This window comes from Candidatus Protofrankia datiscae (assembly GCF_000177615.2).
In the GTDB taxonomy this organism is placed as follows: Bacteria; Actinomycetota; Actinomycetes; order Frankiales; family Frankiaceae; genus Protofrankia; species Protofrankia coriariae.
The window spans coordinates 497,461-523,194 of record NC_015656.1 but is presented as its reverse complement, the minus strand read 5'-3'; the positions used below and the strand labels follow the sequence as shown (position 1 = coordinate 523,194).

The 25,734-nt window shown below is 69.7% G+C and carries 19 protein-coding genes and 2 pseudogenes; 8 read left to right on the top strand and 13 right to left on the bottom strand.

What is annotated here, in order from left to right:
- Positions 1-114: 114 nt before the first annotated feature.
- The 4 genes from FSYMDG_RS29375 (at position 115) to FSYMDG_RS27780 (ending at position 6,876) form a co-directional block, all read left to right on the top strand.
- Positions 115-4,992, top strand: a complete 4,878-nt coding sequence (locus FSYMDG_RS29375; RefSeq protein ID WP_043602789.1) for a protein kinase domain-containing protein — start codon at positions 115-117, stop codon at positions 4,990-4,992.
- Positions 4,934-5,470 carry a GGDEF domain-containing protein gene (locus FSYMDG_RS27790; RefSeq protein ID WP_237702952.1) on the top strand — a complete coding sequence of 179 codons (537 nt, stop codon included), beginning with the start codon at positions 4,934-4,936 and terminating at the stop codon, positions 5,468-5,470. The genes FSYMDG_RS29375 and FSYMDG_RS27790 overlap by 59 nt, the downstream gene beginning before the upstream one ends.
- 264 nt (positions 5,471-5,734) lie before the next feature.
- Positions 5,735-6,205, top strand: coding sequence for a helix-turn-helix domain-containing protein (locus tag FSYMDG_RS27785; protein WP_043602714.1), 471 nt, complete (start codon positions 5,735-5,737; stop codon positions 6,203-6,205).
- Positions 6,190-6,876, top strand: coding sequence for an IS630 family transposase (locus FSYMDG_RS27780; RefSeq protein WP_237702726.1), 687 nt, complete (start codon positions 6,190-6,192; stop codon positions 6,874-6,876). The genes FSYMDG_RS27785 and FSYMDG_RS27780 overlap by 16 nt, the downstream gene beginning before the upstream one ends.
- Here the strand turns inward: FSYMDG_RS27780 and FSYMDG_RS02180 are convergent.
- Both FSYMDG_RS02180 and FSYMDG_RS02175 read right to left on the bottom strand, forming a co-directional pair.
- Positions 6,873-7,367: pseudogene (locus FSYMDG_RS02180) on the bottom strand (transcriptional regulator); the annotation flags it as partial. The gene FSYMDG_RS27780 and the pseudogene FSYMDG_RS02180 overlap by 4 nt on opposite strands.
- Before the next feature lie 19 nt (positions 7,368-7,386).
- On the bottom strand, positions 7,387-7,719 hold the full coding sequence (locus FSYMDG_RS02175; protein WP_043602786.1) for a DUF6597 domain-containing transcriptional factor: 333 nt from the start codon (positions 7,717-7,719) through the stop codon (positions 7,387-7,389).
- 5 nt (positions 7,720-7,724) lie between these two features.
- Between FSYMDG_RS02175 and FSYMDG_RS22530 the strand changes: the two are divergent.
- Both FSYMDG_RS22530 and FSYMDG_RS02165 read left to right on the top strand, forming a co-directional pair.
- Positions 7,725-8,402, top strand: a pseudogene (locus tag FSYMDG_RS22530) (TIGR03086 family metal-binding protein); the annotation flags it as partial.
- Positions 8,403-8,419: 17 nt separating this feature from the next.
- Positions 8,420-8,908, top strand: coding sequence for an SAM-dependent methyltransferase (locus tag FSYMDG_RS02165; protein WP_237702950.1), 489 nt, complete (start codon positions 8,420-8,422; stop codon positions 8,906-8,908).
- Between the two features lie 69 nt (positions 8,909-8,977).
- Here the strand turns inward: FSYMDG_RS02165 and FSYMDG_RS02160 are convergent, their stop codons facing one another.
- From FSYMDG_RS02160 to mtnB, 3 genes are all read right to left on the bottom strand, one after another.
- A complete protein-coding gene (locus FSYMDG_RS02160) occupies positions 8,978-9,406 on the bottom strand; it encodes a PPOX class F420-dependent oxidoreductase (RefSeq protein WP_043602783.1) in 429 nt (142 codons plus the stop codon).
- Between the two features lie 117 nt (positions 9,407-9,523).
- Complete coding sequence (gene metK, locus FSYMDG_RS02155) at positions 9,524-10,729, bottom strand: methionine adenosyltransferase (protein WP_013871986.1); 1,206 nt, start codon at positions 10,727-10,729, stop codon at positions 9,524-9,526.
- A 314-nt stretch (positions 10,730-11,043) separates the two neighbouring features.
- Positions 11,044-11,769 (bottom strand): methylthioribulose 1-phosphate dehydratase, encoded by a 726-nt coding sequence (gene mtnB, locus FSYMDG_RS02150; RefSeq protein WP_013871985.1) that lies wholly within the window; start codon positions 11,767-11,769, stop codon positions 11,044-11,046.
- 137 nt (positions 11,770-11,906) lie between these two features.
- Here mtnB and mtnA point away from each other — a divergent pair, with 137 nt between their 5' ends.
- Positions 11,907-13,016, top strand: coding sequence for an S-methyl-5-thioribose-1-phosphate isomerase (mtnA, locus tag FSYMDG_RS02145; protein ID WP_013871984.1), 1,110 nt, complete (start codon positions 11,907-11,909; stop codon positions 13,014-13,016).
- 59 nt (positions 13,017-13,075) lie between these two features.
- Here the strand turns inward: mtnA and mtnC are convergent, their stop codons facing one another.
- From mtnC to FSYMDG_RS25620, 5 genes are all read right to left on the bottom strand, one after another.
- On the bottom strand, positions 13,076-13,798 hold the full coding sequence (gene mtnC, locus FSYMDG_RS02140) for an acireductone synthase (RefSeq protein WP_013871983.1): 723 nt from the start codon (positions 13,796-13,798) through the stop codon (positions 13,076-13,078).
- Positions 13,795-14,379: a 1,2-dihydroxy-3-keto-5-methylthiopentene dioxygenase gene (locus FSYMDG_RS02135; protein ID WP_013871982.1), complete on the bottom strand. Its 585-nt coding sequence runs from the start codon at positions 14,377-14,379 to the stop codon at positions 13,795-13,797. Before FSYMDG_RS02135 ends, mtnC begins: the two co-directional genes overlap by 4 nt.
- 179 nt (positions 14,380-14,558) lie before the next feature.
- Positions 14,559-16,211, bottom strand: coding sequence for a protein kinase domain-containing protein (locus FSYMDG_RS02130; RefSeq protein WP_050803288.1), 1,653 nt, complete (start codon positions 16,209-16,211; stop codon positions 14,559-14,561).
- 510 nt (positions 16,212-16,721) lie between these two features.
- A complete protein-coding gene (locus FSYMDG_RS02120) occupies positions 16,722-19,034 on the bottom strand; it encodes an ArnT family glycosyltransferase (protein ID WP_013871980.1) in 2,313 nt (770 codons plus the stop codon).
- Positions 19,031-20,176, bottom strand: coding sequence for a hypothetical protein (locus tag FSYMDG_RS25620; RefSeq protein WP_157490962.1), 1,146 nt, complete (start codon positions 20,174-20,176; stop codon positions 19,031-19,033). The genes FSYMDG_RS02120 and FSYMDG_RS25620 overlap by 4 nt, the downstream gene beginning before the upstream one ends.
- A gap of 423 nt (positions 20,177-20,599) precedes the next feature.
- Between FSYMDG_RS25620 and FSYMDG_RS02110 the strand changes: the two genes are divergently transcribed.
- Positions 20,600-21,331 (top strand): M50 family metallopeptidase, encoded by a 732-nt coding sequence (locus FSYMDG_RS02110; protein ID WP_013871978.1) that lies wholly within the window; start codon positions 20,600-20,602, stop codon positions 21,329-21,331.
- Positions 21,332-21,524: 193 nt separating this feature from the next.
- Here the strand turns inward: FSYMDG_RS02110 and FSYMDG_RS02105 are convergent, their stop codons facing one another.
- From FSYMDG_RS02105 to FSYMDG_RS02095, 3 genes are all read right to left on the bottom strand, one after another.
- Positions 21,525-22,145: a hypothetical protein gene (locus FSYMDG_RS02105; protein ID WP_013871977.1), complete on the bottom strand. Its 621-nt coding sequence runs from the start codon at positions 22,143-22,145 to the stop codon at positions 21,525-21,527.
- A gap of 2 nt (positions 22,146-22,147) precedes the next feature.
- The gene (locus tag FSYMDG_RS02100) at positions 22,148-22,756 is read right to left on the bottom strand and encodes a hypothetical protein (protein ID WP_013871976.1); all 609 of its coding nucleotides are present in this window, start codon (positions 22,754-22,756) and stop codon (positions 22,148-22,150) included.
- Between the two features lie 125 nt (positions 22,757-22,881).
- Entirely contained in the window at positions 22,882-25,572 is a 2,691-nt protein-coding gene (locus tag FSYMDG_RS02095) for an AMP-binding protein (protein ID WP_013871975.1), read from the bottom strand.
- Positions 25,573-25,734 lie beyond the last annotated feature (162 nt).

Below are 25,734 nucleotides of genomic sequence, written 5' to 3'. Positions count from 1 at the left end.
GCGACTGCGCAGGTTCCGAGAGACGATTATGTGCTCGGTTCCGAGTTATGCCCAGTCGGTCCAGGCCCGCGCCCGGCGGGGCGGGGCGGGGCGAACGACGATGGGAGGGAGCCCGTGCCGCAGGTCAGGGTGCCCGGCGTCGTCATCAGGGAGGAGTTGGGTCGCGGACCCCATTTCGTCGTATATCGGGCAGAGCGGGCCGGTCACAGCTACGCGGTGAAGGTGCCGGTCGGCAGAGTGGCCCATGATCAGGGTACGGCGCGCGCATTCACCCGCGAGGCCACGGTGCTGGCGTGTATAGACCATCCGAGTATCACCCATGTCCGGGCCGCCGGGATGACCGAGGATTATCCGTATCTCATCATGGATGTCGTCGACGGCGATGTGCTGGAGTCGCGGATCGCTGCGGAGCGGTTGGGAATCTCCGATACCGTGCGGATCGCTCGTGATGTGGCGGGGGCGCTGTCGGAGGCGCATCGGCGCGGGCTGGTTCATCTCGACGTCAAGCCGGCGAACATCATGATTGGCCCCGATGGCGGGGCGACGCTGCTCGATTTCGGTCTGATGGCCCGGGCCGGGCGAGATCCCGGTGACGCCGCCGTCGGCACGGTCACCTACAGCGCGCCGGAACAGACCGGCATGCTGCACCGGCCGGTCGACGCGCGTGCCGATCTCTACGCTCTCGGCGCGGTGATCTACACCGGTCTGGCCGGCGCACCGCCGTTCGAGGCCAGCGACACCGCCGAACTGCTCCGCCAGCACGCCGTCGAGGCCCCCCGACCGCTGAGCGACCTGCGCACGGACGTCCCAGAAGCACTCGCCTCGCTGACGGCCCGCCTGCTGGCGAAGGACCCGGATGACCGCTATCCGTCCGCGGGCGCGGTCGTCGCCGCGCTCGCATCCCTCCCGCCGGACCCGTCGGGTCGGCCCGTCGCACCCGTCGCACCCGTCACACCGACCGCGCCCCTGGGCGCGGCCGCCGCCCGTGCGCCGGCGAAGGCCCCGGGTCGGATCATCGGGCGGCGGGTCGAGCGCGGTCTGCTGGGCGAGGCGTGGGCGCGCTGCCTTGCTGGCGAGCGCGGTGTCGTCACGGTCAGCGGGCAGGCCGGTGCGGGCAAGTCCGTTCTGATCGAGGACCTGCTCGCCGAGCACGACACCGCCACCCCGGGGACCGGCCCGGTGGTTCTGCGCGGTAGGTGCGCCGCCGACGCTTCGGCACCGCTGGCGTTGCTGCACGACCTGATCGACGGGTACGTCCGCGAGCTGGAGTCCGTGCCCGACCAGCAACGGCACGAACTGCTCGCGACACTGATCGGGGCCGCCGGGTCCGACGCGTCGCTACTCGCCCGTATGCACCCGCGCCTCGCCGACGCGCTGGGTGTGGATCCGGTTGGTGGCGGACCGGACGCGGACGAGATGCGGTTTCGCTCCGCGGTGGTCGGCTTCCTGGACCGCCTCGCGACAGCGTCCGACGGGATGATCCTCTGGGTCGACGACGCCCACTGGCTGGGGCCGGCGGATCGACGGGTCCTCGAGGACCTCACCGCCGCGGCGTCGTCGGCCCCGCTGCTGGTCATCAACACCACCCGGGACGCGTCTCTGCGCATCGCGGCCGGACCGGCCCTCACCTGGGACATCGCGCTCGGTCCGCTGAACGAGAGCGAGGTATCCCAGGTGATCGGTGACTACCTCGGCGAGGTAACCGACGACGCTTTCGCGCGTGAGGTGACCGTGCGGTCGTCCGGGAACCCGCTGGCGGTCGTCGAGTATCTGCGAGCGGTGATCGACGCCGGGCTCATCCGTCCCGACTGGGGCCGGTTCGTGCTCGACCGCGCTGGTCTGGACTCGCTGCCGCTGCCTGAGGAGGTCCTCGACCTGATCCGGCGCCGGGCGGACGCGCTCAGCCCGACCGCGGTGTCCGTGCTCGGCGTCGCCGCGGTGATCGGCCGGAGTTTCGACCTGGCGCTGCTGGCCGCCGCGACAGCCGGCACCGGTGCCGAGATCGCGGCTGCCACCGCCGAAGCCGAGGCACATCAGCTCGCCGGGCCGACCGGCGAGGGAACCTGGTCCTTCGTGCACGACTGCGTCCACGAAGCCCTGCTGTCGACCATGAGCGCGCAGGAACGGACGGCGGCGCACCGATGCATCGTCCGGGTGCTCGATACCGACGGCACCGCCGGCGCCAACCAGATGGCGGGACATGACCGCCGTTACGCGGTGGCCCGCCACGCCATCGCCGGCGAGGTGGCCGCGCCGGATCTCTTCCGGCTGACCGCGGCCGCCGCCGCGGCGGCGCTCGCCGCGCCCGCTCCCTACGAAGCGGTCACCTTCTACCTCGCCGCGGACACCGCGGCCACCCGGGTCGGTCTCGAACCCGACGCGGACTTCGAGGAAGGATTCGCGCTCGCCTGCGTGCGCACGGTCCGACCCGCGGACGCCCGCACACACCTCGCCCGCGCACTGCGCCGCCAGTCCGCCCCCCGCCGCCGCGCCCGGCTCTACCTCGAATGGGCGTGGGTCGAGTTCGGCGAGTTCCGCTACGCTGCCACGATCCAGTACGTCGACCTGGGGCTGGCTGAGATCGGCCGGGGAATACCCGCCAACCCCGCCGTGATGGCCGCCGTCAGCGTCGGCCGGTGGGTGGCGGGCATGGCGTGCCGATGGCCGCGGACCGGTCGCGGCGGGGCGACGGGCGAGGAACGGGAACTGCAGGAAATCCGGCTCTGCCTGTATGAGGCCGCCATCCTGTGTGAATGGATGACCGGACGAGTCGGACCCATGCTGGCTTTCATGATGTCTGCTGTCCGGCCCAGCCTGCGGCTCGGATCGGGCCCGGAATATGCACGCGGCCACGCCAATTTCGCCCTTGTCGCGGCGGATTACGGACGTGCCCGGACCTTGGAGCGCGACGCCGGATGGCTGCGCGAGCTGGCGGTGGAGACCGGCGACCAGACCAATCAGGCCATAGTCTCGTTGTATATATCGGTGGCCAGAGTATGCCTCGGGCGAGACACTACCGCCACGGCACGGGACTACCGGGACACGCTGCGCCGTAATGCCCGGTGGGTCGATGCCTCGTCCTTCGCGAACAACTATGCGATACTCGTGCAGAGCCTTGTGCTGCGCGGATGCTTTCGCGAGGCGTGGGACTGCCTGACAGAGATGGCGGCCAGCGTCGCCGGCCAGTCCCTGGTGAGAGATCTCGAGACGGTACAGGCAATGCTCGCGCGAATACTGGGCTATCCACCCGTTCCCCATCCGGGGCTCGCCGCCCTCGGCATCGAACCCGAGTCCGAGAAGCTGCGCCGCTACATGATCTGCCGTGACGTCGTCGAGCTCGAGGTCGAGGACGGCGAGTTCGGTCCAGCCTTCGACGCGGCCGTGGCCGCGGGAGACGCCCTCGACCTCCACCTCCTGCGGCCTCCGAAGTACTTCCGCGCCTTCTGGATCGCCAAGGCACGCGGCCGGCTCGAGCAGGCACGCGCCACCCCACCCGGGCCGGAACGAGAGGCCCGCCGCAAGGTCGCTCGCCGCGCGCTACACGACGCCCGCTGGACGGCGAAGTACCCCCTGTTCGCCGCCGACCTGCGAGTCCTCCACGCCATCGACCGCCAGCTCGCCGGTCATTACCAGGCCGCCATCGACCTGCTGGACACGGCCGAACAGATGTCCCGAGAATGTGAGGCCCCCCGGATCCGGTTCGACACCCTGCTGGAACGGGCCCGGTGCCTACGCGCGCTCAACCAGCCGGACCAGGCCACCACCGAAGCCGAACTCGCCGCCGACCTCGCCGGCCGATCCGGCTGGGTACGCCGGGAAAACACTGTCCGGCGCGAGTTCGAACTAGCCGAACGAAACCAGTGGTCGCAGGCACCCACCGGGACCTCACCAGCCCCCACCTTCACCCGCGACCGCCGCCGCCTCGACGCGGTACTCCAGGTCAGCGCGGCCGCGGGGCGGGAGATGGACCCCAAAGCGGTAGCCGCGGTCGTGCTCGACGAGATCATCACAATTCTCGGCGCGGACCGCGCCCTGCTACTCCTACCCGACCCGTCGGAACGCGACGACGGCTCCGGACCACTCAGACCGTACGCGGCCCGCAGCGCCGAGCAGGCCAGTGCTGCGGGACAGGCCGACGGCAACGCGGACACGAACGATCTCGCTGATATCGACGCCTCCGGGCCGGACGGGCTTGCCGCGTCGAGAAGCGGCCTGCCCAGGTTCGCCACGACAGTCGTGGAACGCGTCCACGCCGAGAACCGGCCGCTGGTCGTCACCGGCACGGACGAGGGCGCCGCGCTCGGCTCGGAAAGCGCCGTGCAGTACGGACTACGCAGCATCCTCGCGGCTCCGGTTCCCTTCAACGACGACCGCTGTGGCGTCATCTACGTGGACAGCCAGATCGCCAAAGGACTCTTCGACGAAGACGACGCCCGGATCCTGGTGGTGCTGGCCAAACAGGTCGGACTATCGCTGGGCGTCGCCGAAGCCGCCCGGCTGCAGGCCCTCGTCGCGGCGGAACGTCACGATGCAGGCCACCGCGACGCTGAGCACCCGGGAGATCCTCGGACGGGTGCTGACAGCGGCCAGGCGCGTCCTGCCCTTCGACGCCGCCTGGGTACTGACCCGGGTGCCGGGTGCGACCCGAATCACCTCGGCGCACGGAGACATCAACAAAGACATAGTGGGCACCGACATCACCCTTCCAGCCAGGTGGCCGCTCGCGGCCGCCTTCGACCGCCACGAGGCAGTCACCGCGGAGGATGGCGGGAACGCTCTGCCAGGTCTCGAAGGTCATCGGGCCGTGAGCTGGCTGGCCGCGCCGGCACCGCTGCACAAAGACGTGGAGATGGTGGTCGTGCTCGCCTCCCGGACGCCCGGCTGCTACGGCGAGACGCGGACCCAGGTCGCCCGGACTGTCATCGACCAGGCAGTGATCGCTTACCAGAACGCGCAGCTGTTCGAAGAGGTGCAACGCCACGCGGCCACTGACCAGCTCACCGGTCTGGCCAACCGGCGACATTTCCTCGAACAGGCTGAACGCGCGGTGAAGAGCCACGCGGCCACCGACCTGCCATTGAGCGCAGCCATGATGGACATCGACTACTTCAAGCGGGTGAACGACGCTTATGGCCACTCGGTCGGGGACGAGGTCCTGGCCGAGATCGCCCGGCGCATCCGCTCCTCCCTGCGCGGCGAAGAAATCCTCGGCAGGATCGGAGGCGAGGAGTTCGCCGTGCTGATGTCTGTACCGGCGTCCACCGCCACAGCGCTCGCCGAACGGCTGAGGGCAGCAGTCGCCCACAGGCCCGTCAACACCTCGATCGGGCCGCTCGATATCCGACTCAGCATCGGCCTGGCCCACCTCGCACCCCACGACACAGACCTACGTGACCTGCTGGACCGCGCCGACCAAGCCCTCTACACCGCCAAGCGCGGGGGCCGCGATCAGGTCGCCGTCCACCATTGACTCCCTGTGGGGTGCCAGAAGTCGGCTTGGGCCTGTGAGCAACGAACAGGAGGCTCTGGGGTGCCTGGCCGCCGATCGTGGGCGTCGAGAGCGAGGCGCTGCCGACCACTATGTCGGAGTGTTGTCTCCGGTCATGGCCTGGGTGCCGATGACGTTGAGGAGCCCTAGTAAACTGTCGCTGCTTAGTTCTGGTGTGTCTTGTGTCTGGGTGAGAGGGTTGGGTCTGGCAGGTCTCCCCGTCCCTCTGCCGGTCAGGACTGTGTCGTGGGTTCGCAGAAGAAGTGGCCGGTCACCTTGACCGAGGCTGATCGTGACGAGTTGGTTCGGGTGACCTCGACGGGGGTTCATCCGGCGTCGATGATCCGGCGGGCGCGGGTCCTGCTCGCGTTGGACACCTCGGTCGGCCCGGTTGCCTCCCAAGAAGAACTCGTGGTCCGGGTCGGGGTCTCGGGTGAGACGCTGCGGCTGGTCGCGAAGCGGTTCACCGAGACCGGTGGGGATGTGGGGGCCACGATCGGTCGGAAGGCACGGGAGCTTCCCCCGGTGCCTTCCCCGGTGACCGGCGAGGTTGAGGCCAGACTGATCGCGCTGGCATGCTCGCAGCCACCGGCTGGTTATGCACGCTGGTCGCTGCGGCTGTTGGAAAAGCACGTCGCGCTGGTCGCCGACATCCCGGACCTGGACCATTCCACCATCGGCCGGGTCTTAAAAAAACGAGGTTGCGTCCTCATCTGAGGAAGTGCTGGACCATCCCACCGAGGGCGAACGCGCAGTTCGCCGCGCGGATGGAAGACGTTCTGGCGGTCTACGCCCGGCCCCACAACCCGGGCGTGCCCGTGGTGTGCATGGACGAGAAGCCCTACCAGCTGTTGGCCCACGCCCGCGACCCGATCCCCGCCACGCCAGGGCGTGACCGGCGCGAGGACTCCGAGTACGTGCGCCACGGAACCTGCTCGATCTTCTGCTGGGTCGAGCCACTCGCCGGCTGGCGCCGCGTCCAGGCCACCCCACGGCGCACCAGGATCGACTGGGCACACCACGTCAGGCGCCTGCTCACCCTCGACTACCCCGACGCCGAACGGGTCGTGCTGGTCATGGACAACCTCAACACCCACGACATCTCCTCGCTCTACGAGGCCTTCGACCCGGCCGTCGCGTTCGCACTCGCGCAACGACTCGAGATCCACCACACCCCCAAACACGGCTCCTGGCTCAACATCGCCGAAATCGAACTCGCCGCCCTGACCCGCCAATGCCTCGACCGCCGCATCGACACCCTCGACGTCCTGAACACCGAACTCGACGCCTGGCAGACAGCCGTCAACGCCAACCAGCGCCAAGTCAACTGGCACTTCACCACCGATGACGCCCGCACCAAACTCCGCCACCTATACCCCACACATTAGCGGCGACAGTCTACTAGCCTATCGGCGGCGTCGCTTCCAGGGGCGGCGGTGTAGGCGACGATACGTAGATCGCTACTGGGAGCTACGAGTACGTCGCAGTCGAGGGTGAGTGTTCCGACGTCGGGATGGTGGATGGTCTTGGTGTCCGTCTCGTGGACGCCCACGATTCCGGTTTCCCACAGGCGGGCGAAGACGGTGCTGACGCCCCGCAGATCCTTGATCAGGGAGCGTAGGCCGGTATCGGCGGGGTAGCGGGCGGTCGCCGTCCTGAGATCGGCGACCACCGCCGCCTCGAATCGGGCCTCCTGCTCGGGGGTGTGGCTGACCCGGCCGGGTAGGCCGGCGAAGTGGTGCCACGCGATGTTCCGCTCGCGGCCGCGCAGTGCGGACGGATCGCCGAACAGGGCAGCCCACAGTGGGTCCCACAGGATCAGGTTCCAGGCGGCGTCGTGCACGCTCAGCGGTGCGCTGTCGAGCTGGTCGAGCAGCCTCCGGACCCCTGCCGCCCGATCAGGCGGTGCCGGGCGTGGTGAGGCGGGCGTAGCGCGCCGGCGGAACGCCGAAGACGCGGGTGAAGTCCCGTACCAGGCGCTCCAGCAGGTCGGTGAGGGCGGCGACGGCCTGCGGGGTCGTCAGCACGGGCATCGCCGCTCCCAGCCGGGCGGCCCGCGGGCCGAGCACATCCCCCGCCGGGACCGCTCGTTCGGTGATCGTGTGCATGGGCCGCCCCAACAGCCCGCGGAACCCGGCGGGCCGGAACATCACCGCGACCGCGCGGCCCCGGCCGGCGAGCACCCGCGTCATCGGCGTCCGCTGAACGCCGTAGACCATCGCCGGATTCACCAGGTCCGGACTATGACGTCCGGGCGCTGGTCGACCACCTGATGAGCTGGGTGCGCCTGTTCGACGCGGCCTTCGAAGGCCGGACCGGGCTGGATCCGGCGACGTTCGGCCCGGGACCGGACCCGGCCGCGGATTTCGCGGCGGCCGCCGCGAGCCTGGTGCGTAGGTGGCGCGACGGCGGCGCCGAGGTGGCGGTGTCGGTCACCGGCTCACCGCTTCCCGGTGCGTTTGTCTACCGGATGATGATCGGCGAGTACCTGGTGCACGGCTGGGATCTCGGTGTCGCCACCGGTCAGCCGCTGCCGTTCACCGAGGAGCAGGCGCGGTACGCGCGAGCCCTGCTGTCCACGATCCTGCGGCCCGAGTTCCGGGGGCAGGCGTTCGGCGAAGATGTCCCGGTCCCACTGGACGCCAGTGAACTCGACCGCCTCATCGGCTTCGCCGGCCGCGACCCCGCCTGGACACCCCCGACCGCCCCCGCACCTCCCCGTGCACCGACCCGCCGGCTCGTTGATCGGCGGGGCTGGTCAGCGAGGGGCGTTGATCCGGGCGAGCTTGCGGCCGACCTTGAGGTAGGCCCGCCGTCGAGCTTCTCCTGCACGAGGGCGCCGAGTGTCTCGCGGGCCTCGTCCGCCACCAGCGGGATCTGGTCCTGGCCGGCGTCGGACTCGAGGCGGCAGTAGACGTGTGGAACCAAGGGGTGGTACCGATCGTCCTGGCACACGGCCGAGCCCTGCCGGCAAACAACACCACCACAACTGTCATCACCGCTGATCTACGCAATCCCGACACAATCCTCGGCCACCCCGACCTACGCGCTCTCATCGACTTTTCCCGGCCGGTTGCCGTCCTGTTCATCGCCGTTTTCCACTTCGTCACCGACGAGGAGAACCCGGCCGGCATCATCGCGACGTTCCGGAACCTGCTGGCACCCGGCTCCTACATCGCTCTGACACATGCGACCGCGGAGGGCTCGCCACCCGACCAGGTGGCCCGGGTCGAGCAGGTGTACAAAAACGCCACCTCGCCCTTTGTCTTCCGTCCGCACCAGCGGATCGAAGCCCTGTTCACCGGCTTCGACCTGGTCGAGCCCGGTCTCGTCCGGCCCTGGCAGTGGCGTCCGGGCGAGGACGACACATGCACCACCTGGCAGTTTGCCGGCGTCGCCAGAAAGAGCGACCAGGAGTAACCGCTGGCGGACCATTCCAGCGGTCCGCCAGCCCAGCCATACCGTGGGCCTCCTGGTGTCGCGTGCATGTCACGGGCCTGCTACGTCACGTTGCGCTATCACCTTTGTCGGGGTCAGCCGGACCAGTAGTTCCCCGGGCACACCGTTGCGCCGGCCGAACTCCTCGGCCCGGTCCGCGCCCATGTAGCGTCCACCGATCGCGGTCGCCCAGCGCAGCAGCTCGGCGGGATCCTCGGAGACGCTCGCCCTCCCCTCGACCAGCACGAAGGAGTACGGCGGGTTCTCGTCGTCCACGCACAGGCTGGCCCGCCCCTCCCGGCGCAGCGCCCGGCCCTTCACACTGTCCGCGCCGGTGGTGAAGACCACGTCCTCACCGTCCAGGACGAACCAGATCGGCACCACGTGGGGCCGGCCGTCCCGGCGGACCGTCGCGAGCTTCCCGGTATGCGTACCGGCCGAGAGGAAGACACGCCATTCCCGTTGGGTCATCGACGCCATGCGCCCTACGTTCACACGGGTTTCCCCAGCCCGCATCCGCACCGCCGGCGCCCTGCCCGCCGCCCGCGGGCCGCTGACGGCGGGCTCGCGGCGGCGGGTCCGCGGGTACGGCCCCGGTCAGGCGACGGCGGCTCGTAGCTGTTCGACCCGGTCGGTGCGCTCCCAGGTGAAGTCGGGGAGTTTCCGGCCGAAGTGGCCGTAGCTCGCGGTCTGCGCGTAGATGGGTCGCAGCAGGTCCAGATCCCGGATGATCGCGGCTGGGCGGAGGTCGAACACCGCCGAGATCGCCTGTTCGATCGTGGGTACCGGCACCTGCTCGGTGCCGAAGGTCTCCACGAACAGGCCGACCGGCTCGGCCTTGCCGATGGCGTAGGCGACCTGGAGTTCGACCCGGCGGGCGAGCCCGCTCGCCACGACGTTCTTGGCCACCCAGCGCAGGGCGTACGCGGCCGAGCGGTCGACCTTGGAGGGGTCCTTGCCGGAGAAGGCACCGCCGCCGTGCCGGGCGTACCCGCCGTAGGTGTCAATAATGATCTTCCGGCCGGTCAGGCCCGCGTCGCCCTGTGGGCCGCCGATCTCGAAGCGCCCGGTCGGGTTGACCAGCAGCCGGTAGCCGTCCACTTCGATACCAAGGTTCTGCTCGGCCACCCGCTTGAGCTCCGGCTCGATCACCAGCGCCCGGATGTCCGGAGTGAGCTGCTGCTCCAGGTCGATGTCGGCGGCGTGGTGGGCGGAGACGACGACGGTGTCCAGCCGGACCGGCCGGTCGCCGTCGTACTCGATGGTCACCTGGGTCTTGCCGTCCGGGCGCAGATAGGGCACGGAGCCGTCACGGCGGACCCGGGCGAGCCGTTGGGCCAGCCGGTGCGCGAGTGTGATCGGCAGCGGCAGCCGTTCCGGGGTCTCGTCCGTGGCGTACCCGAACATCAGGCCCTGGTCGCCGGCGCCCTGTCGGCCGATCTCGTCCTGCTCGCCCTCCACTCGGGCCTCGTAGGCGTTCTCGACGCCCTGGGCGATGTCGGGCGACTGGGAGCCGATCGAAACGGTCACCCCGCACGTCGACCCGTCGAACCCCTTGGCGGACGAGTCGTAGCCGATCTCGATGAGCTTGTTGCGGACGACGCTCGGAATGTCGACATAGATCTCGGAGGTGACCTCGCCAGCAACATGCACCAGGCCGGTCGTCAGCAGGGTCTCGACGGCGACGTGGGACCGCGGGTCACCAGCGAGGAAAGCGTCGAGAACGGCGTCGCTGATCTGGTCGGCGAGCTTGTCGGGATGTCCTTCGGTAACGGATTCCGACGTGAAGAGTCGACGGGACACGGTTGCACCTCATCTCATGGGCGTGAATACACCTGTCGGGCGGATCCACCGACCATATTGTCCATACATATCGGATGATCGGTACGAACCGTACCGGGGGTCCGGGCCGGAGACAGGGGCGGGACAGGCTCAGGAAGCCGTACAGATGGCCGAACTCACCCCGGCGAAATCAATATGGGCCCGCCCTACGAGCACCACCGGGATATACACGGTATCGACTTTCACACGCCGGTCACGAGATCGTCAACATCACTTATACTGTGACTTAAATCACGTAACTTTTCTTGATATTCATCAATAAGGGTGATAAATGATCATCCGTTGGCGAGCGCCCACTCCAGCAGCCACTGGACGGCCTCGGTGTGCCGCCTCGCCGCGCCGAGATCGTCCCCCCATGCGTATAGGCCGTGTCGGGCGATCAGTATGGCGGGGGTTCGCGGATCCCGCAGCGCCACGATACGGTCACCGAGGTCGATCATGTCCTGGCTGTTGTCCACCACCGGGATGCGGACACGATCGCCGTCGGCGCCACGTCCCAGCGCCTTGAGCATCTCCAGGCCCTCGAGCTCGACACCACCCGGCCAGCGCTCGGCGGCCCACACCGACGCGATCGTGTGGACGTGCACCACCGCCTGCGCGCCGGCGGCCTCGGCGAGCCGCGCGTGCAGCGCAGCCTCTGCCGACGGCCGCCGGGCCGGCCTGACCGGCCGAGCGGCACCCGCGGCGTCCACCACGGCCACGTCCCCGGCACGCAGCTCGGACTTGTCCAGCCCGCTCACGGTGACCGCGAGCCGCAGCGGCGCCCGGCACAGCACGATCGACAGGTTCCCCGAGGTCGCCCGCATCCAGCCGAGGGACGCGTAGCGCGCCGCCTCCCGGGCCAGCGCCTCGCCCGCGACGCGCAGGCCAGCCGGCCACCCGTCGGCGTCCGCCAGATCGCCGTCACCCGTCAGATCGTCACCCACCAGATCGCCACCCGCCGAAACGACACTCACCCACCAGATCATCAATTCCCGCCGGTGTGTCGTCGCCACCGGCATCCACCCCGCTCCCCGGACGCCCGTATGCCCCGCGTCCGCCGGACAGCCGGACAGCCGGTCGACGTCCGTTGCGGACCTGCGATCTCACCACCGGACACACCCGGTATGCCCCCGGCCGGGGGCATACCGTGCTGTAGATGACCCCTGTCGGCCGGCCTGTCTCCTGGACGGGCAACGGCATCCGCCTGCTCGACCAGACCACGCTGCCCGCCCGGGTCGTCCACCACGAGGTCACCGACGTGGACGCACTCGTCGCCGCGGTGCGGCGGCTGGCCGTCCGCGGTGCTCCCGCCCTTGGTGCCGCCGGTGCGTTCGGGGTCGCCCTGGCCGCGGCCCAGGCCGAACGGGAGAACTGGGACGCGGCCACGCTCACGCGGGCCATCGGCGCCATCCGTGACGCCCGTCCCACCGCCCTCGCGCTCGCGCTCGGGGTGGACGCGGCCCGCCAGCGGCTCGCCCACGGGATCTCCGCGGTCCTCGCATACGCCGACGACCTGCTGGAACAGGACGAGCGGACGAACCGGGCGATCGGCGCGCACGGCGCGGACTGGCTGCTGCGGGGCGCGGCCCGGCCCACCGGCACCACCCACAGCACCCACAGCACCCACAGCACCCACAGCGGCGATACCGACAGCGGCATCGGCCGACGGCCGCTGCGCATCCTCACCCACTGCAACACCGGGGCGCTCGCGACCGCCGGCTGGGGGACGGCGCTGGGCATCATCCGCGAACTGCACGCCCGCGGCGCGCTGGAAATCGTCTATGTGGACGAGACCCGGCCGCTGCTGCAGGGTAGCCGCCTGACCGCCTGGGAGCTCGATGTCGAGGACATCCCCCACCTGGTACAGGTCGACGCCGCCGCCGCGGGGACGATCGTGCGCGGGCTCGTCGACGCGGCCGTCGTGGGTGCCGACCGGATAGCCGCCAACGGCGACGTCGCCAACAAGATCGGCACCCTCGGGGTGGCGCTGGCCTGCGCGTACGCGCGGATCCCGTTCGTCGTGGCCGCCTCCGCGTCGACCGTGGACCCCGCGACGGCGTCCGGCGACATGATCCCGATCGAGCTGCGGGGCGGCGGGGAGGTGCTCAGCCACGCCGGATCGCGGGTCGCGCCGGCCCGCTCCCGGGCGCACAACCCCGCCTTCGACGTGACACCGGCGCATCTGGTGGACGCGCTCGTCACCGAACACGGGATCGTCGAGGTCGCGCGCGGCCAGTGCCCACAGCCACCTGCCCCGTCCCGGTAGACCATCGGCATCCCGGTGGACCAGTTCCGGTGGGCCATCGGCCGCTGGCGGTGTCGTGATCAGGGCGGCGGCAGGATGCTGATCTGGGCGAAGTCACCCACCGCCGGATGGTCACCAACGCCGCGGTCGTGGTTCGGCTCGCCCGGCCGGCGGACGCCGACCGTCGACCAGCCAGCGGCACGGGCTGCGTCCAGCTCGTCGACAAGGTCCGAAAGAAAGACCGTCCGGCCCGCTGGCACCCCGGTCGCCGCGGTGATCGCGGCATAGGACGACGGCTGCCGTTTCGGGCCCGCCGTCTCGGTGTCGAAATACCCGCTGAACAGGCCACGCAGGTCACCGGCGAGGCTGTGGGCGAACCAGGCGCGCTGCGCGGCGACCGACCCGGACGAGAAGACGTACAGCCGTTGCCCCCCGGCCTGCCAGGACCGCAGGGCACCGGCCACCTCCGGATACAGGTGGGAGGTCAGCTCACCCGCGGTGAAACCGGCGTCCCAGATCAGCCCCTGCAGGGTCTTGAGCGGGGTGACCTTCTCGTCCGCGTCCAACCAGGCGCCCAGCGCGGTGACGATCCGGGCGGTGTCCACCGCCGGCTCACCGATCAGCTCACGGACCTGCGCGAGCGCCCGGCGGGTGTCCGGATGCCGCTGATGGCTGTCGATCCACGCGCGCAGCCGCGCCCGCGAGTACGGGTAGAGGGTGTCCACGACGAAGGATGTCGCGCTGGTCGTCCCCTCGATGTCGACGACAACCACCTTGGCGGTGACCGTGACGGCAGCGGTCACCGGGCAGCGACGGCCACGGCGTACAGCACGTCGAAGTCGGGGAAACGGGACGCGATGTCGCTGCCGGTGAAGTCACCGACCCAGCCGTCGGCGTCGTGGAAGAAACGGACCGCGGTGAACGACGGGCTGGTGCCCATGTCGAACCAGTGCGTGGTACCAGCCGGCACCGACAGCAAGTCGCCGGCCTCGCAGAGCACCGCGTGGACCTCGTCACCGATGTGCAGGTAGAACACGCCGGCGCCGGCGGCGAAGAAGCGCACCTCGGCGTCCGCGTGGGTGTGCTCGGCGAGGAACTTCGCCCGCGCGGCGGTGGCCGTGGCCGGCCAGTCAGGCGCCTCGGTCGGATGCAGCGCCACCACGTCCACGAGGATGAAGCCCTCATCGGCGATGACCTTGTCCACCTGCTCCCGGTAGGCGGTGAGCACCGCGTCCTGGCCGGCGTCGGACGGGAGATCCACGATCGTCCACTGGTCGAACCGGACACCGATCGGCGCGAGGGCGGCGGCGATCTCGTCCGGTCGATCGGTGTCGCGCAGCACGCGGCCCGGGTCGTCGGCGGGCCAGGTTGTCAGGTGCGTCATGACGGCCTCCTCCGGTCGTGTCCGCGGCGGGCCTTGGCCCGGCAGTCCCGCCTCGGCCCGACGCTCCCAGTGTGACGCCGGACATGCGCCTGCGCTGGCAGTCCGCGAACCAGCGCAACGGAAATGGCACACAGCGGAGACCGCGCGGACACCGTGGCCGTTGGCCGTCGCGGGGGCCGTCATCGCACCGGGACGGTCACACCTCCGCTGAACGGGCCGTCGTGGAGCTCCAGGTGATCGGGTGTGGCATCGATGGGAATGTCGAAGACGAGGGTGCCGCGGACCCTCTCCCCCTCGGAGATGTTCCCCCAGAACTCGTTGGAGAAGGCCGCCCGGGACAGCAGCTGATCGGAGCCGTGCCTGGCACCGGTGGTGTCGTACAGGCTCTGCGAGGCCAACGCCAGCGTCCGGTCCGAGCCGCCGACGTTACTGACGGTCACCTCGGCCAGGCAGTACTGGCCGTCCGGATGCCTGGGGAAGAACCCGGCCTTCAGCTCGTCGACGCCGCACTGGATGTTCGTCACGGTGAACTGGAGCTGCCCGTCCCGGACCGGGACACCGATGGCCGCCGCGGGTGTCGCCGATGGTGACGGCGTGGCCGCCGAGCCGGTGGGGCTGCCAGCACCCGGGCTGCCCGCGTCGTTCCCGCTCTCGCCGAGGCTGTCCAGGACGACCCAGCCGACCAGCAACAACAGGGCCAGCAGGGGGACGAGCAGCCACCACCGGCGGGACCGCCGGCGTGGCGGCGGCGCGGGCGGAGACCAGCGCGGCGGCGCGCCGGCGGGCTGGCCGGGCTGGCCGAACTGGTTGGGCTGGCCGAAGCGCGCCGGACCGCCGAGCTGCGCCGGCTGGTTGAACTCTGCCGGCTGGTTGAACCCGGCCGGCTGACCGAACCCGGCCGGCTGGTCGGCCGGGTAACCGGTGGGGAAGGCCGGCGGGCCGACCCGGGTCGGCGGCGGGACCGCCGCCATCTGCTGCGTCCAGCCGAGCACCTGGTCGATCGGTGTGGACGCGTTCACGTCGGCGTTGCCGTCGACCAGGCGGAGCAGCAGGTCACGAGCGGCCGGGCGGGAACGCGGATCCTTGGTCAGCGCGGTCTCGACGACCCGGCGCAGCGGCTCGGCGAGCCCTGCGAGGTCCGGCGGCTCATCGACGATCCGCGCGCCCAGGTCGGCGTCGGCCTGCGGCCCGAACCGCCCCGGCTCGACGAACGGATGCCGGCCGGTACCGGCATAGGCGACCAGCAGACCCCAGGTGAAGACGTCCGCGGGCGGGCCGACCGGGTGGTCGAGGATCTGCTCCGGCGCCATCCAGCCGGACGTCCCGAAGATCATCCCGCGGTCCAGGTCGTGCCGCACCACCCCCGCGGGCTTGGCGATACCAAAGTCGATCACCCGCGGCCCGGACAGGGACATGATGACGTTGGCCGGTTTGAGGTCGCGATGGACGATCCCCGCGCGGTGGATGGCCGTGAGCGCGGTGGCCACGCCGATCGCGGTCCCGGTCAGGGTCGACGGGGGCAGCGGGCCGTCCTCCATGACCACGCGGTCCAGCCGCGGTCCCTCGATGTACTCGGTGACCAGGTACGGCGGGGTCGCGTCCGGTTCGGCGTCGAGCACCGAGGCGGTGCAGAACGGTGAGACCCGCCGCGCCGCCGCCACCTCGTGCCGGAACCGCTCCCGGAAGTCCGGTTCGGCGGCGAGATCCGAGCGGATCACCTTGACCGCGACCGGGCGACCAAGGGTGTCCCGTCCGAGATAGACGGTGCCCATACCGCCGCTGCCCAGGCGAAAGTCCAGCACATATCTGCCGACGGACGCCGGATCGCCCACGTCCAACGGCTCCAGTGACTGTGCTGTCGCCCCACCCCCGGCACGACCTGGCAGCATCACGTCTGCCGCCGCCGCGCCGATACACGCCTGCTCATAGCCCCATCGTCACTCATCCGGGGCCGGATGGGCAGGTCGACAGCGCACCAACGGCCACCCCGGCAGGCTGTCGAACAGCGGACTGTCATACGGCCGACCGGCACGCGGCAGGTCGTCGACCAGCGACCCGCTGTGCGGCATCCGGACGAACACCGAAGGCAGCACATCCCAGCCTCGGGCGCGGTGGCATCCCCGTCTCAGGCACACCGGCATCTTCGCCTCGGGCGCGTCGGCGTTTCGCTCCGGGGTGTGCCGGCTGTCGCCTCGGGCATACCGGCGTCGCTGTCCGTCCACCGGCATGCCGTACCGGCGGCGCCTGATGGATCGAGCGGATCCGCGTCGATCCGCGTCGATCCGGGTCCGACCGGCGCCGTCCGCCTCCTGGGAGCGGACGGCGCCGGTCTCCTGCCACGGTCAGGACGTCGGCCGTGTCAGGTCGTAGACGGTCCGCCCGCCCACGGTCAGCGCGGTGAAACGGCTTTCCACCCAGGACGTGATCTCACCGGATCCGCGACCGCCGAATCCGCCAGGACCGCCGAATCCGCCCGTTTCACCCGGAGCGCCGAAAACGCCCGGTCCGCTGGAGCCGCCGGGTTCGCCGGAAGCAGCCGGGTCGTCGCCCGCGGCGGGTGCGGCGCCGGCGGACGCGTCCGGCGCGGCCGACCGGCCGGCACCGCCGCCCGCGATGTAGTAGTGGATGTCACCGGCCGCGACATATTGTTTGAACTGGTCCAGGGTGGGCGTCGGGTCGCCGCCGCTGAACCCGCCCATTGCCATGACGGCCGTACCGCTGGCCAGCTCGAGCGGGCCGGCGCTCTGGGAGCCGGAGGTCGCGGCGGCCCAGCGGTGGCCGGCCTGGCCGTTCCTGAGCAGTTGGACGATTTCAGAGTCGGCGGCCACACCGCCACCAAAGCCACCATCGGGTCCACCAGCAGAACCGCCGGCGCCACCACCGAAACCACGGTCATCACGCGGTCGGCCACTCGCCGCGCCGTTTGTCGCGCCGCCGGTCGGCCCGAAGAACTGGCGGGTCATCCCGCTGGGAAAGCCACCGCCGGCCGTCGCGGGGCCAGCGCTGGGAATCGACCCGGAATGGGGAGCCGACGCGGTTTCGACGGCATAGGCGGCCGACGGCGCTCCCAGGGCGAGCGCAACCGCCGCCGCACCCACTACAGCTCCGACAACGCTGCGGGTTGGCAGCCTGCGGCCGATCAGCAGGGCGAGGACGCCGACGCCAGCGGCTGCGACAACGACGAACCGCAGCGCCGGATACCAGTCGGGGGTACGGTTCAAAAGCACGAACGACCAGCCGCCGGTGAGCCCGACCGCAGCCGCCATCAGCACCCGGGAAACCCAGGAGTCCCTGGCACGCCACAAAGCTGTCCCGCCGAAAGCAAGAAGGCCGCCGATTCCCGGCGCGACCGCAATCGTGTAGTAGGGATGGATAATGCCGCTCATATAGCTGAACACGCCGCCGGTGACGAGCGTCCAGCCGCCCCACAACAGCAGACCGGCGCGGACCCGATCCGTGCGCGCCGCCCGGCGGGTCACCCACAGACCACCTACCAGCGCTATCAACGCGGCCGGCAACAGCCAGGAGATCTGGGTGCCCATCTCGCCGCTGAACAGCCGGTTCCAACCGGTGGCACCGCCGAACATGCCACCGCCGGGACCACCGCCAGTGCCCGGGCCGCCGACCCCGCCGGGAGGCGCCATCTGGTTCAGATACGCGGCAGCCCCGGCTGGCAGATCCCCCTGGGGCAGGCCGGTGAACATTCCCCGACCGGCGCCCCCGCCGGGATTCCCGTCACCGCCGAAAACACGACCAAGGCCGTTGTAGCCGAAGGTGAGCTCGAGAATGCTGTTGTTGGTCGACCCGCCGATATAGGGCCGGGAGTCCTTCGGCCACAGTTCGACCGCCGCCACGTACCAGCCGGCGGAGACGACGATCGCCCCCGCGCCGGCCAACAGGCCGAGCAGCCGCCGGCCGACGGATGTGGGCGCGGCCACCAGATACACCAGCGCGAACGCCGGGACGGGCAGGAATGCCTGCATCATCTTCGTCAGAAAGGCGAACCCGACCGCCGCCCCCGCCAGCGCGATCCAGCGAAAACCGCCGTCCTCGGTCGCGCGCACCACACAATAGGCCGCGACGACGAGCAGCAGCACCAGCAGCGCGTCCGGATTGTTGAATTTGAACATCAGCACCGCGACGGGTGTCAGGGCGAAAACGGCGGCGGCGAGCAGCCCGGCCCGCGGCCCGATCCAGCGCCGGACAGCCAGGTACAGGATACCGACGGCCGCCACGCCCTCGAGCGCGTTCGGGACGAGCATGCTCCAGCTGTTGAAACCGAAGATCCGCCCGGAGAGTCCCATCACCCACAATGACGCCGGTGGCTTGTCGACGGTGATGAAGTTCGACGCGTCGAACGAGCCGAAGAACCATGCCTTCCAGCTCTGTGTGCCGGCCTGGACCGCCGCCGCGTAGAAGCTGTTGGCGTACTGGGAGGCGCCCAGCCCCCACAGATAACCGACAGCTGTCGCGGCCAGCAGGACGAGCAGCGCCGGGCGTATCCACCACGGGTCGGCCACATGCCCCCGCAGCGGCCGGGGCAGCCGTACCGGCGACCGGTCCGCTGCCCATCCCGGCATCTGCCGCGGCGGGGCGGTCGGCCCGGGGTTGGTGTCGACCGTGCTCCAGTCGAGCCCTCCGACGCCCGCGCTCATCGTGTGATCAGGCTGGTGGAAGTGGTGCTGCCGGTTCCGGCGGCTCCACCGGAACCGGCGGGGCCGTTGGGGCCGCCGTAGCCGTCAGGTCCACCCGGCCCGCCAGGTCCGCCGAATCCGTCCGGCGCGCCCTGTCCAGCTGGCCCGCCAGACCCGCCGCCGGGCAGACCGGAAGCGCCGCGCAGCTGCGTGAAGCACTCCCGGAAGACCTCACGGGCCTTGGAGTCCGTCGGGTCCGGGCGCACGGGGGTGCCGTCGTCGACGGTGACGCCCTTGCTCCGCAGGCATTCCTGAAAATCTTCCTGGTCGATCGCCGCTCTGGGGCCGTCCTGCGCCCGTCCGCCGCCCTCCGGGAACCCGCCGTAGCGACGATATCCATCACCGTATCCGCCGCCGGGGAACCGTCCGTAGCCCGTACCGTCGCCGGGGATGCCGCCCGCGGCCAGGGAGCGGGCCGCGTGCTGGCCACCGCCCGTCCCCGTACCGGCGGCCAGCACGGCGGCACCGGTGCCCAGGACCACGACAAGCACCGCGGCGGCCGCGATCAGTCCGTTGCGTCGCCGGTGGGAACCGCCGGCCTCACCCGGCGGCTGGCCCTCCGTTTCGGCGGCAGCACCGTCGACGGCAGCGGGACCGCCGGGGCCTGCTGGGTCTCCCGGGGCGCCGGGGCCACCGGCGGCGGGCACGCCCGGCTGGCCCGACCCGACCCACCACTGCCCGGCCGCCGCGGCGGAGGCGGGCACCTCCGACGGCGTGGCGTTGACCAGCGCGACCACGTCCGCCACCGAGGTCGCGGGACCGATCACGTCGGCTCGTGCCTGCGCCCCGAAGTCCGCTGGGACGTCGACACCGGGTGGCGTGACCACCACCACGACGGTGTCACCCGACCTGGTCGCGAGGATCGGCAACAGCTCCCGGTCGTACATCGTCACGACCAGAATCGTCCGGACCGTCACGTTCGGTGGCTGCGGTCGGGGCGACCCGTCACCAGCCACGATGGTCGGCCCGTCCGTGGCAGGCGGCGACTCGAACGGCGGCTCGCTCGATGGGGGGAGAATGTCATAGTCGGGTCCGAGCGCTTCCGCGATCAGGCCCGGGTCCGCGGGAAGCCCCAGACTCAACCACACACGTGTCATATGCATACCGTCGTCGTCACGCCTGAGGGAAAGCTTTCAGGAACCTGGGGACTTCCTTGTAGATCTGCCCATCGGCCCCGCCGCGGGCATCTCCTCCCGAACGTCTCCCCCGACGCCATGGGGATCCCGCCTCATGGCGACACGAAAAGAACAGGTTGCCGCGCTGTGACAGCCGCGCTGCCGGCCTTCCGAGCGGTCATGCCGTCCGCGTGCTGTCCGCCCCGGCGCGGCCGTGGCCCATCCCTTCCTCACCATGATCTAAATTATGGTGATCAATAGCTGGACAATGGATATTCCGTTGCTCTTTTTGTGAGTTTCTTGTGTGATGAGCGAACGAAAAACCCCTGGGGCAACACTCCAACAATGATCCGCAGAAATCGGTCTGTAGAGGTAGTGCCCCACAGGGGTTCGGTCGCGTCGGGGGGCGTCATGAGCATCGGTACCGGCAACGCGAGCACGTCCATGGCCGCGACCACCAGGACAGCGATCAGCGTGGTGGATGGCGCGGCCGCGCCACGGTGGATCGTCGTGCTGACCGGCCTGGTCGCGCTCGCGGCCGTCGTACCCCGACGGACCTGGCGCAACAGCGGCCATCTCGACACCATCGCGCACGAGGGCGGCCATGCGCTCGTCGCCTACCTGCTCGGGTACTGGGTCGTCGGCGTGTGGCTGTTCCCGGACACCTCCGGGCTCACCGGCTCGTACGGGCGGCCGAGCCGGGTGACCGGCTTCCTCGTGTCGGCGGCCGGTTACACCGCGCCGTCGGTGCTCGGGCTGGGCGCGGCGGCCCTGCTGAGCGCCGGCCACGTCACGGCGACGCTGCTGCTCGCCGTCGTGGCGCTGGCCGCGCTCTTCCTCGTCGTCCGCAACGCGTTCGGGATCGTCCTCGTCGTCGCGACCGCCGGGATGGTCGTGCTGGCGCTGCGTTCGGCCGACGCGGGCACGCAGAGCGCCCTCGCCTGCTTCCTCACCTGGTTCCTGCTGTTGTCCGGCCCCCGGTCCGTCCTCGACCTGCACCGACAGCGCAGACGAGGTCCGTCATCCTCGGACGCGGACGCCATGGCCGAACTCACCGGCCTCCCCGGCGGGCTCTGGGTCGCGGCCTTCGCCCTGGCCAACACCCTGTGCCTGCTCCACGGAACAACCCTGCTCCTGGGCTGACAGTGAGGATCTACGGGACGGCTCCCTACCTCGGCGGGACGTCGATGACTACACGACGTCGAGCTATGCCCGAAGCACCTGACGACAGAAGATCCCGATACTTCGACCGCATCCGCATCGCATGAATGATCAGTTCCACGCCGTCCTCCTAGCGGCCGCTGCCAGGCGATCCGACAGCGGCCGCGAGGAGCGGTCAGTGCTGACTGTTGAGATAGCCGATGCCCATCGCACCCCACCATCCGGCCTGGGACAGCAGATTACTGATCATCGATCGGACCAGCAGTGCCCGGGATGCAGCGGCGGCCAGCCGCAACCGGTGCTGGACCGCCTGGATATGCAGGCCGTTGAGCGCGATGAGGAGCACAAGCCCGATCTTCACCCGGGTCAGTGGCGCGGACAGGTCCGGTTGCAGCAGGACACCGCTGAGCACGAGCCCCGCCAGTCCAGCCCAGATCAGCACATGCAGGCCGCTGGCCACCCGGATGACGTCCGGGAAGCCGCATCGGCCGGACAGCCACAACAGCCCGAAGAAGTCGATGGCAAGGACCGCCCCGAGCCCGGCCACGAGCGCGGCGAAATGCACGAACAGGGCAGCGGCGTGCAGGGCCGGGTCGGCGGTGAGGCGGGTGGCGGTCCAGACGGCCGCCACCCAACCGAGGATGATCATCATCCCGATCGCGAGGAAACAGACCCACCGTGGCAGAACCCCGCTGCCGGGCGAAGAGGCTCTGCTGACGATCAGGGCGGGAACGGGCCGCGGGTCCACGGGCAGGGAAACGATCCGGTCAGGAGCCAGCCCCTCATGATCGCTCACGGTTAGCGCTTGAACGCGACATCAGTGAAGGTGGCAGTCGCGCCGCTGGCCAACGCTGGCGTATGGCCTTCCTCACCGTGCCGGAAGAAGGTCGGTATCCCGACTGTCGCGCGCAGCGTGTAGCTGCCGTCCTGCGGGATTGTGAAGTTGTTCGCGTAGTGGAAGAACTCGGCGTAGTAGAAGTTGAGTGTCTTCTCGTCCACGACCGCGCCCTTGTCATCGACGACCGCGAGTGTGATCGGTACGTTCGGCACGATCCGGCCGGTGGCCGCTTCGATGGGGATGATCTCGATGTGGTGCGTCTCGCCGGCGGCGGGCTTGCGGAGCACCTGTTGCCCGCCGTTGCCCTCATACCAGCTTTCGGCGGGCTCGACGATATAGGCGATCCGCCACGGCCCGGTCTGGACCTCCCCTCCCTCGGAGCGGATTTCCTGGGCGAGCGTCGTGTACTGCCCGACCACGCCCTCCGGCACCGCGGTGGAGGCGGTCGAGGTGCTGACCGGGTGTCCCGGGGATGTCGTCGTGGCGTCGGTCGTCGAGTCGTCGGAGCAGGCGACGAGACCGAGCAGCAGGCAGACGGGCAGCGCGAGAAGGACCGTTCGCCGAGACACGCATTCTCCTTTAGGTCGGCTTATTTTTAAGTTAGGCTAACCTTAATAGATCATGCTTCGTCAAGCGAATCACTCTTTCCGTTTATATAAATACTCTCCGTTACCATTAGGGTTAGCGGGCGAGCTCAGCTTCCCGGCGCGCTATCGATCGGGGCGTCTCCCACCACCGGCGCATCGCCCATATCCGTTCTCTGTTCGAGGGAGGCAGATGATCGCGAGGAGGAACTGGTGACTGCACGGGGGCCGGCCACGGCCTGCACTGCTACCTCTCCCCCCTGATCCCTCTGAGCCAACCGCCGGACGGCTCGCTGGAGGGCCTGCGTCGCAGTCCAGGTCAGGATGCCCGCGCCGAGGCATAGTGGCAGGACCGCGAGGGCCGGCAGGTGCGGCAGGGTTGCAAAGTAGACGGCGTAGTGGGTCAGGTAAATGTAGAGTAAGGCGCCCGCGATCAGCCCGGCCATCCGCACGACGAACCCTGGCAGCGCGAGCCGTGGGAGGAACAACAGCGCCGCGAATCCCACAGTGATGACGGTCTCCCGGACCGGGTCGGCGAAATATCCGGGGACCGTCAGCATCGCGATCGCGGCGACGAGCGCCTTCTGCCCAGTGCTGGTCGCCCGGTGGCCGAGCCAGCCGAGGACGAAGAACCAGACGACGCCGTGCGTGGCCAGCCACCGTTCGGCGAAGGCTGTGGTGTTGTGGGCGAGCTGCTGCGCCAGCAAGGCAACACCCAACATCACCAACGCGAAGCCGAAACCGTGCCGCTGCTCCCATCGACGCACGGCCGGGATCGCGAACACGAGCGCGAATAGCAGCAGCGTCTGGACCAGGACCTCGACGAACCAATACCCGGTCGCACCGCGGCGGACGTAGTTATCGATCAGTAGAACGTTTGACCATCCCACCTCGGTGGTGTCCACAGCCCGCCAGGCCAGCCACAGCATGGACGGGATCGCTATCCGGGCGGCACTGCGAAGGATGGCGTGACTGGTGCCGGCACCCCCGGGCGCGAGACGGAATCGGGCGAAGCCCCACCCGGCGACGATCAGCAGCAGATGGGCGCCGCCGAGGATGTGGAACAGGCCGATGTGGTTGCTGACGATCAGTATGATCGCAACCGCGCGCAGCACGATGCTGGTCTCGACCGTGGTGGTCCTGGAGCCGGTCATGCGGGCGGGCCGGGCAGCGAGCCGTTCCAGTTCACTGATCGGCGTGGTGGCCCAGTCGTCGGGCAGGTGCCCTAACGCCCGCTCGATCTCGAGGGACATCCGGACGTAGGACAGTGAGTCCCCGCCCAGGTCGACGAATGTCGCATCGTCGGCGATGCCGGCAGTGTCGGCGTAGCCCAGCACCTTGGCGAAGCGTTCCCGCACCGACAGGTCGGTGCGGGGTGCCGGCCGGCGGTCCTGGGCGTTCGCCAGTTCCTGGATCGCCGGATAGTCGATCTTGCCGCTGGTCAGGCGCGGCAGTTCGTCGACGGCGACGACACGGATTCGGTCCGCCGGGAGCCGGAGCTCCTCCTGGACGAGTCGACGGACAGCGCGTCGATCCGGCGACGGGGTTGCGACGATCAGGACGTCGTCGCTGCCCGCGCACGCGCAGACGTGTCCGCGACCGGCTAGGAGCGATTCCGCCTGGCAGAGATCGATGCGCAGCCCTAAGAGCTTCACGAAGCGCGACGAACGTCCGACCACTTCGTACAGCCCGTCCGCCGTGCGCCGCGCGATGTCGCCAGTGGCGAGCGCGTCGACCGTCGCACCCAGCGCGAGATCGGCTGAACTCTCGGCATAGCCGAGCATGACGTTGGGGCCGCGGTAGACAAGTTCGCCCTGCCCAGGCGCCGCGGGATCTTCAGCGGGCAGGATCTCGAACGAGCCGCCGGGGATCGGGACACCAACCGCGGAAGGGTGCGACTCGGCCAGCTCGGGTGGCAGGTAGGCCATGCGCGCGGTGGCTTCGGTCTGCCCGTACATGACGAACAGCCGCCATCCGCGGCGCCTGCCCAGTTCGGCGATGCGCCGGACGCGCTGCGGGGGCAACGCACCACCTGCCTGGGTGACGTAGCGCAGGGAAGGCAGGTGCATCCGGTCGAAGCCGACCCGCTCGAGCAGGTCGAAGGTGTAGGGCACGCCGTGCAGGCTGGTACCCCGATACTTCTGGAAGGTCGCCCAGAAAGCCGGGTCGATGACCGAGTTCTCGGTCAGCAGCAGTGCCGCGCCGCGCAGCAGGTTGCTGTTGATGATCGACAGTCCGTAGCAGTAGTGCATCGGCAGCGCCGCGGACGCGCGGTCCGAGTCGCGGATGTCCAGGAACTGTGCGATGACCTCGGCGTTGGCCTGAAGGTTCCCGGCGGAGAGCCGGACCAGTTTGGGCGACCCGGTCGACCCCGACGTCGACAGCAGGAGGGCGAGGTCGGGGTGCAGGTCGTGACACGAGCCGTCACGTCGCTCCCGCAGCGTCCACTCGTTCTCGCGGCGGAACACGACATCCGGATCATAGATCGATAACAGCGTGTTCCAGTGGCGGTCGTCGGGCGCGGTGAGGAGAACCGGATGACCACCGGCCAACGCGGCCAGGTAGGTGACGGGCGGCTCAATGCCGTTGGCCGCCTCGATCATGACCAGTCTGCGGCCGCCGCCCAGCCGCGTGGCCGCCTCCTCGACACGGTCGGCCAACTGGTCGTAGGTGAGCTCGACGCCGTGCGGGGTGACCACCACGAGCCGGCCACCGTGCGCACGGAGCGTGGTGGCGAACGGGACACCGGGCGCACTTCGAACAGATGACCGCGCCGTGGCCATGTCCCCCCTGTCGTCCATCGGGTATAAAGGCAAGGATTACTTAAGTTAGGCTAACCATCATGATCAAGCTAGGCATGTGATTCAGGTCAATCGACGCCTTCCGACCCACCATGATGCGATATATCATACTAAAGCTTGCCTTACCTAATTGACACTTGATCGACTCAACTCTGGAGGCGC

Excerpts from the sequence above, each read along its gene's own strand:
- FSYMDG_RS02160 (WP_043602783.1), bottom strand. The coding sequence starts at position 9,406 with ATGGCGTCGATGACCCAACGGGAATGGCGTGTCTTCCTCTCGGCCGGT.
- mtnB (WP_013871985.1), bottom strand. The coding sequence starts at position 11,769 with ATGCCGGTGGCGACGACACACCGGCGGGAATTGATGATCTGGTGGGTG.
- mtnA (WP_013871984.1), top strand. The coding sequence starts at position 11,907 with ATGACCCCTGTCGGCCGGCCTGTCTCCTGGACGGGCAACGGCATCCGC.
- FSYMDG_RS02135 (WP_013871982.1), bottom strand. The coding sequence starts at position 14,379 with ATGACGCACCTGACAACCTGGCCCGCCGACGACCCGGGCCGCGTGCTG.
- FSYMDG_RS02120 (WP_013871980.1), bottom strand. The coding sequence starts at position 19,034 with ATGAGCGCGGGCGTCGGAGGGCTCGACTGGAGCACGGTCGACACCAAC.
- FSYMDG_RS25620 (WP_157490962.1), bottom strand. The coding sequence starts at position 20,176 with ATGCATATGACACGTGTGTGGTTGAGTCTGGGGCTTCCCGCGGACCCG.
- FSYMDG_RS02110 (WP_013871978.1), top strand. The coding sequence starts at position 20,600 with ATGAGCATCGGTACCGGCAACGCGAGCACGTCCATGGCCGCGACCACC.
- FSYMDG_RS02095 (WP_013871975.1), bottom strand. The coding sequence starts at position 25,572 with ATGGACGACAGGGGGGACATGGCCACGGCGCGGTCATCTGTTCGAAGT.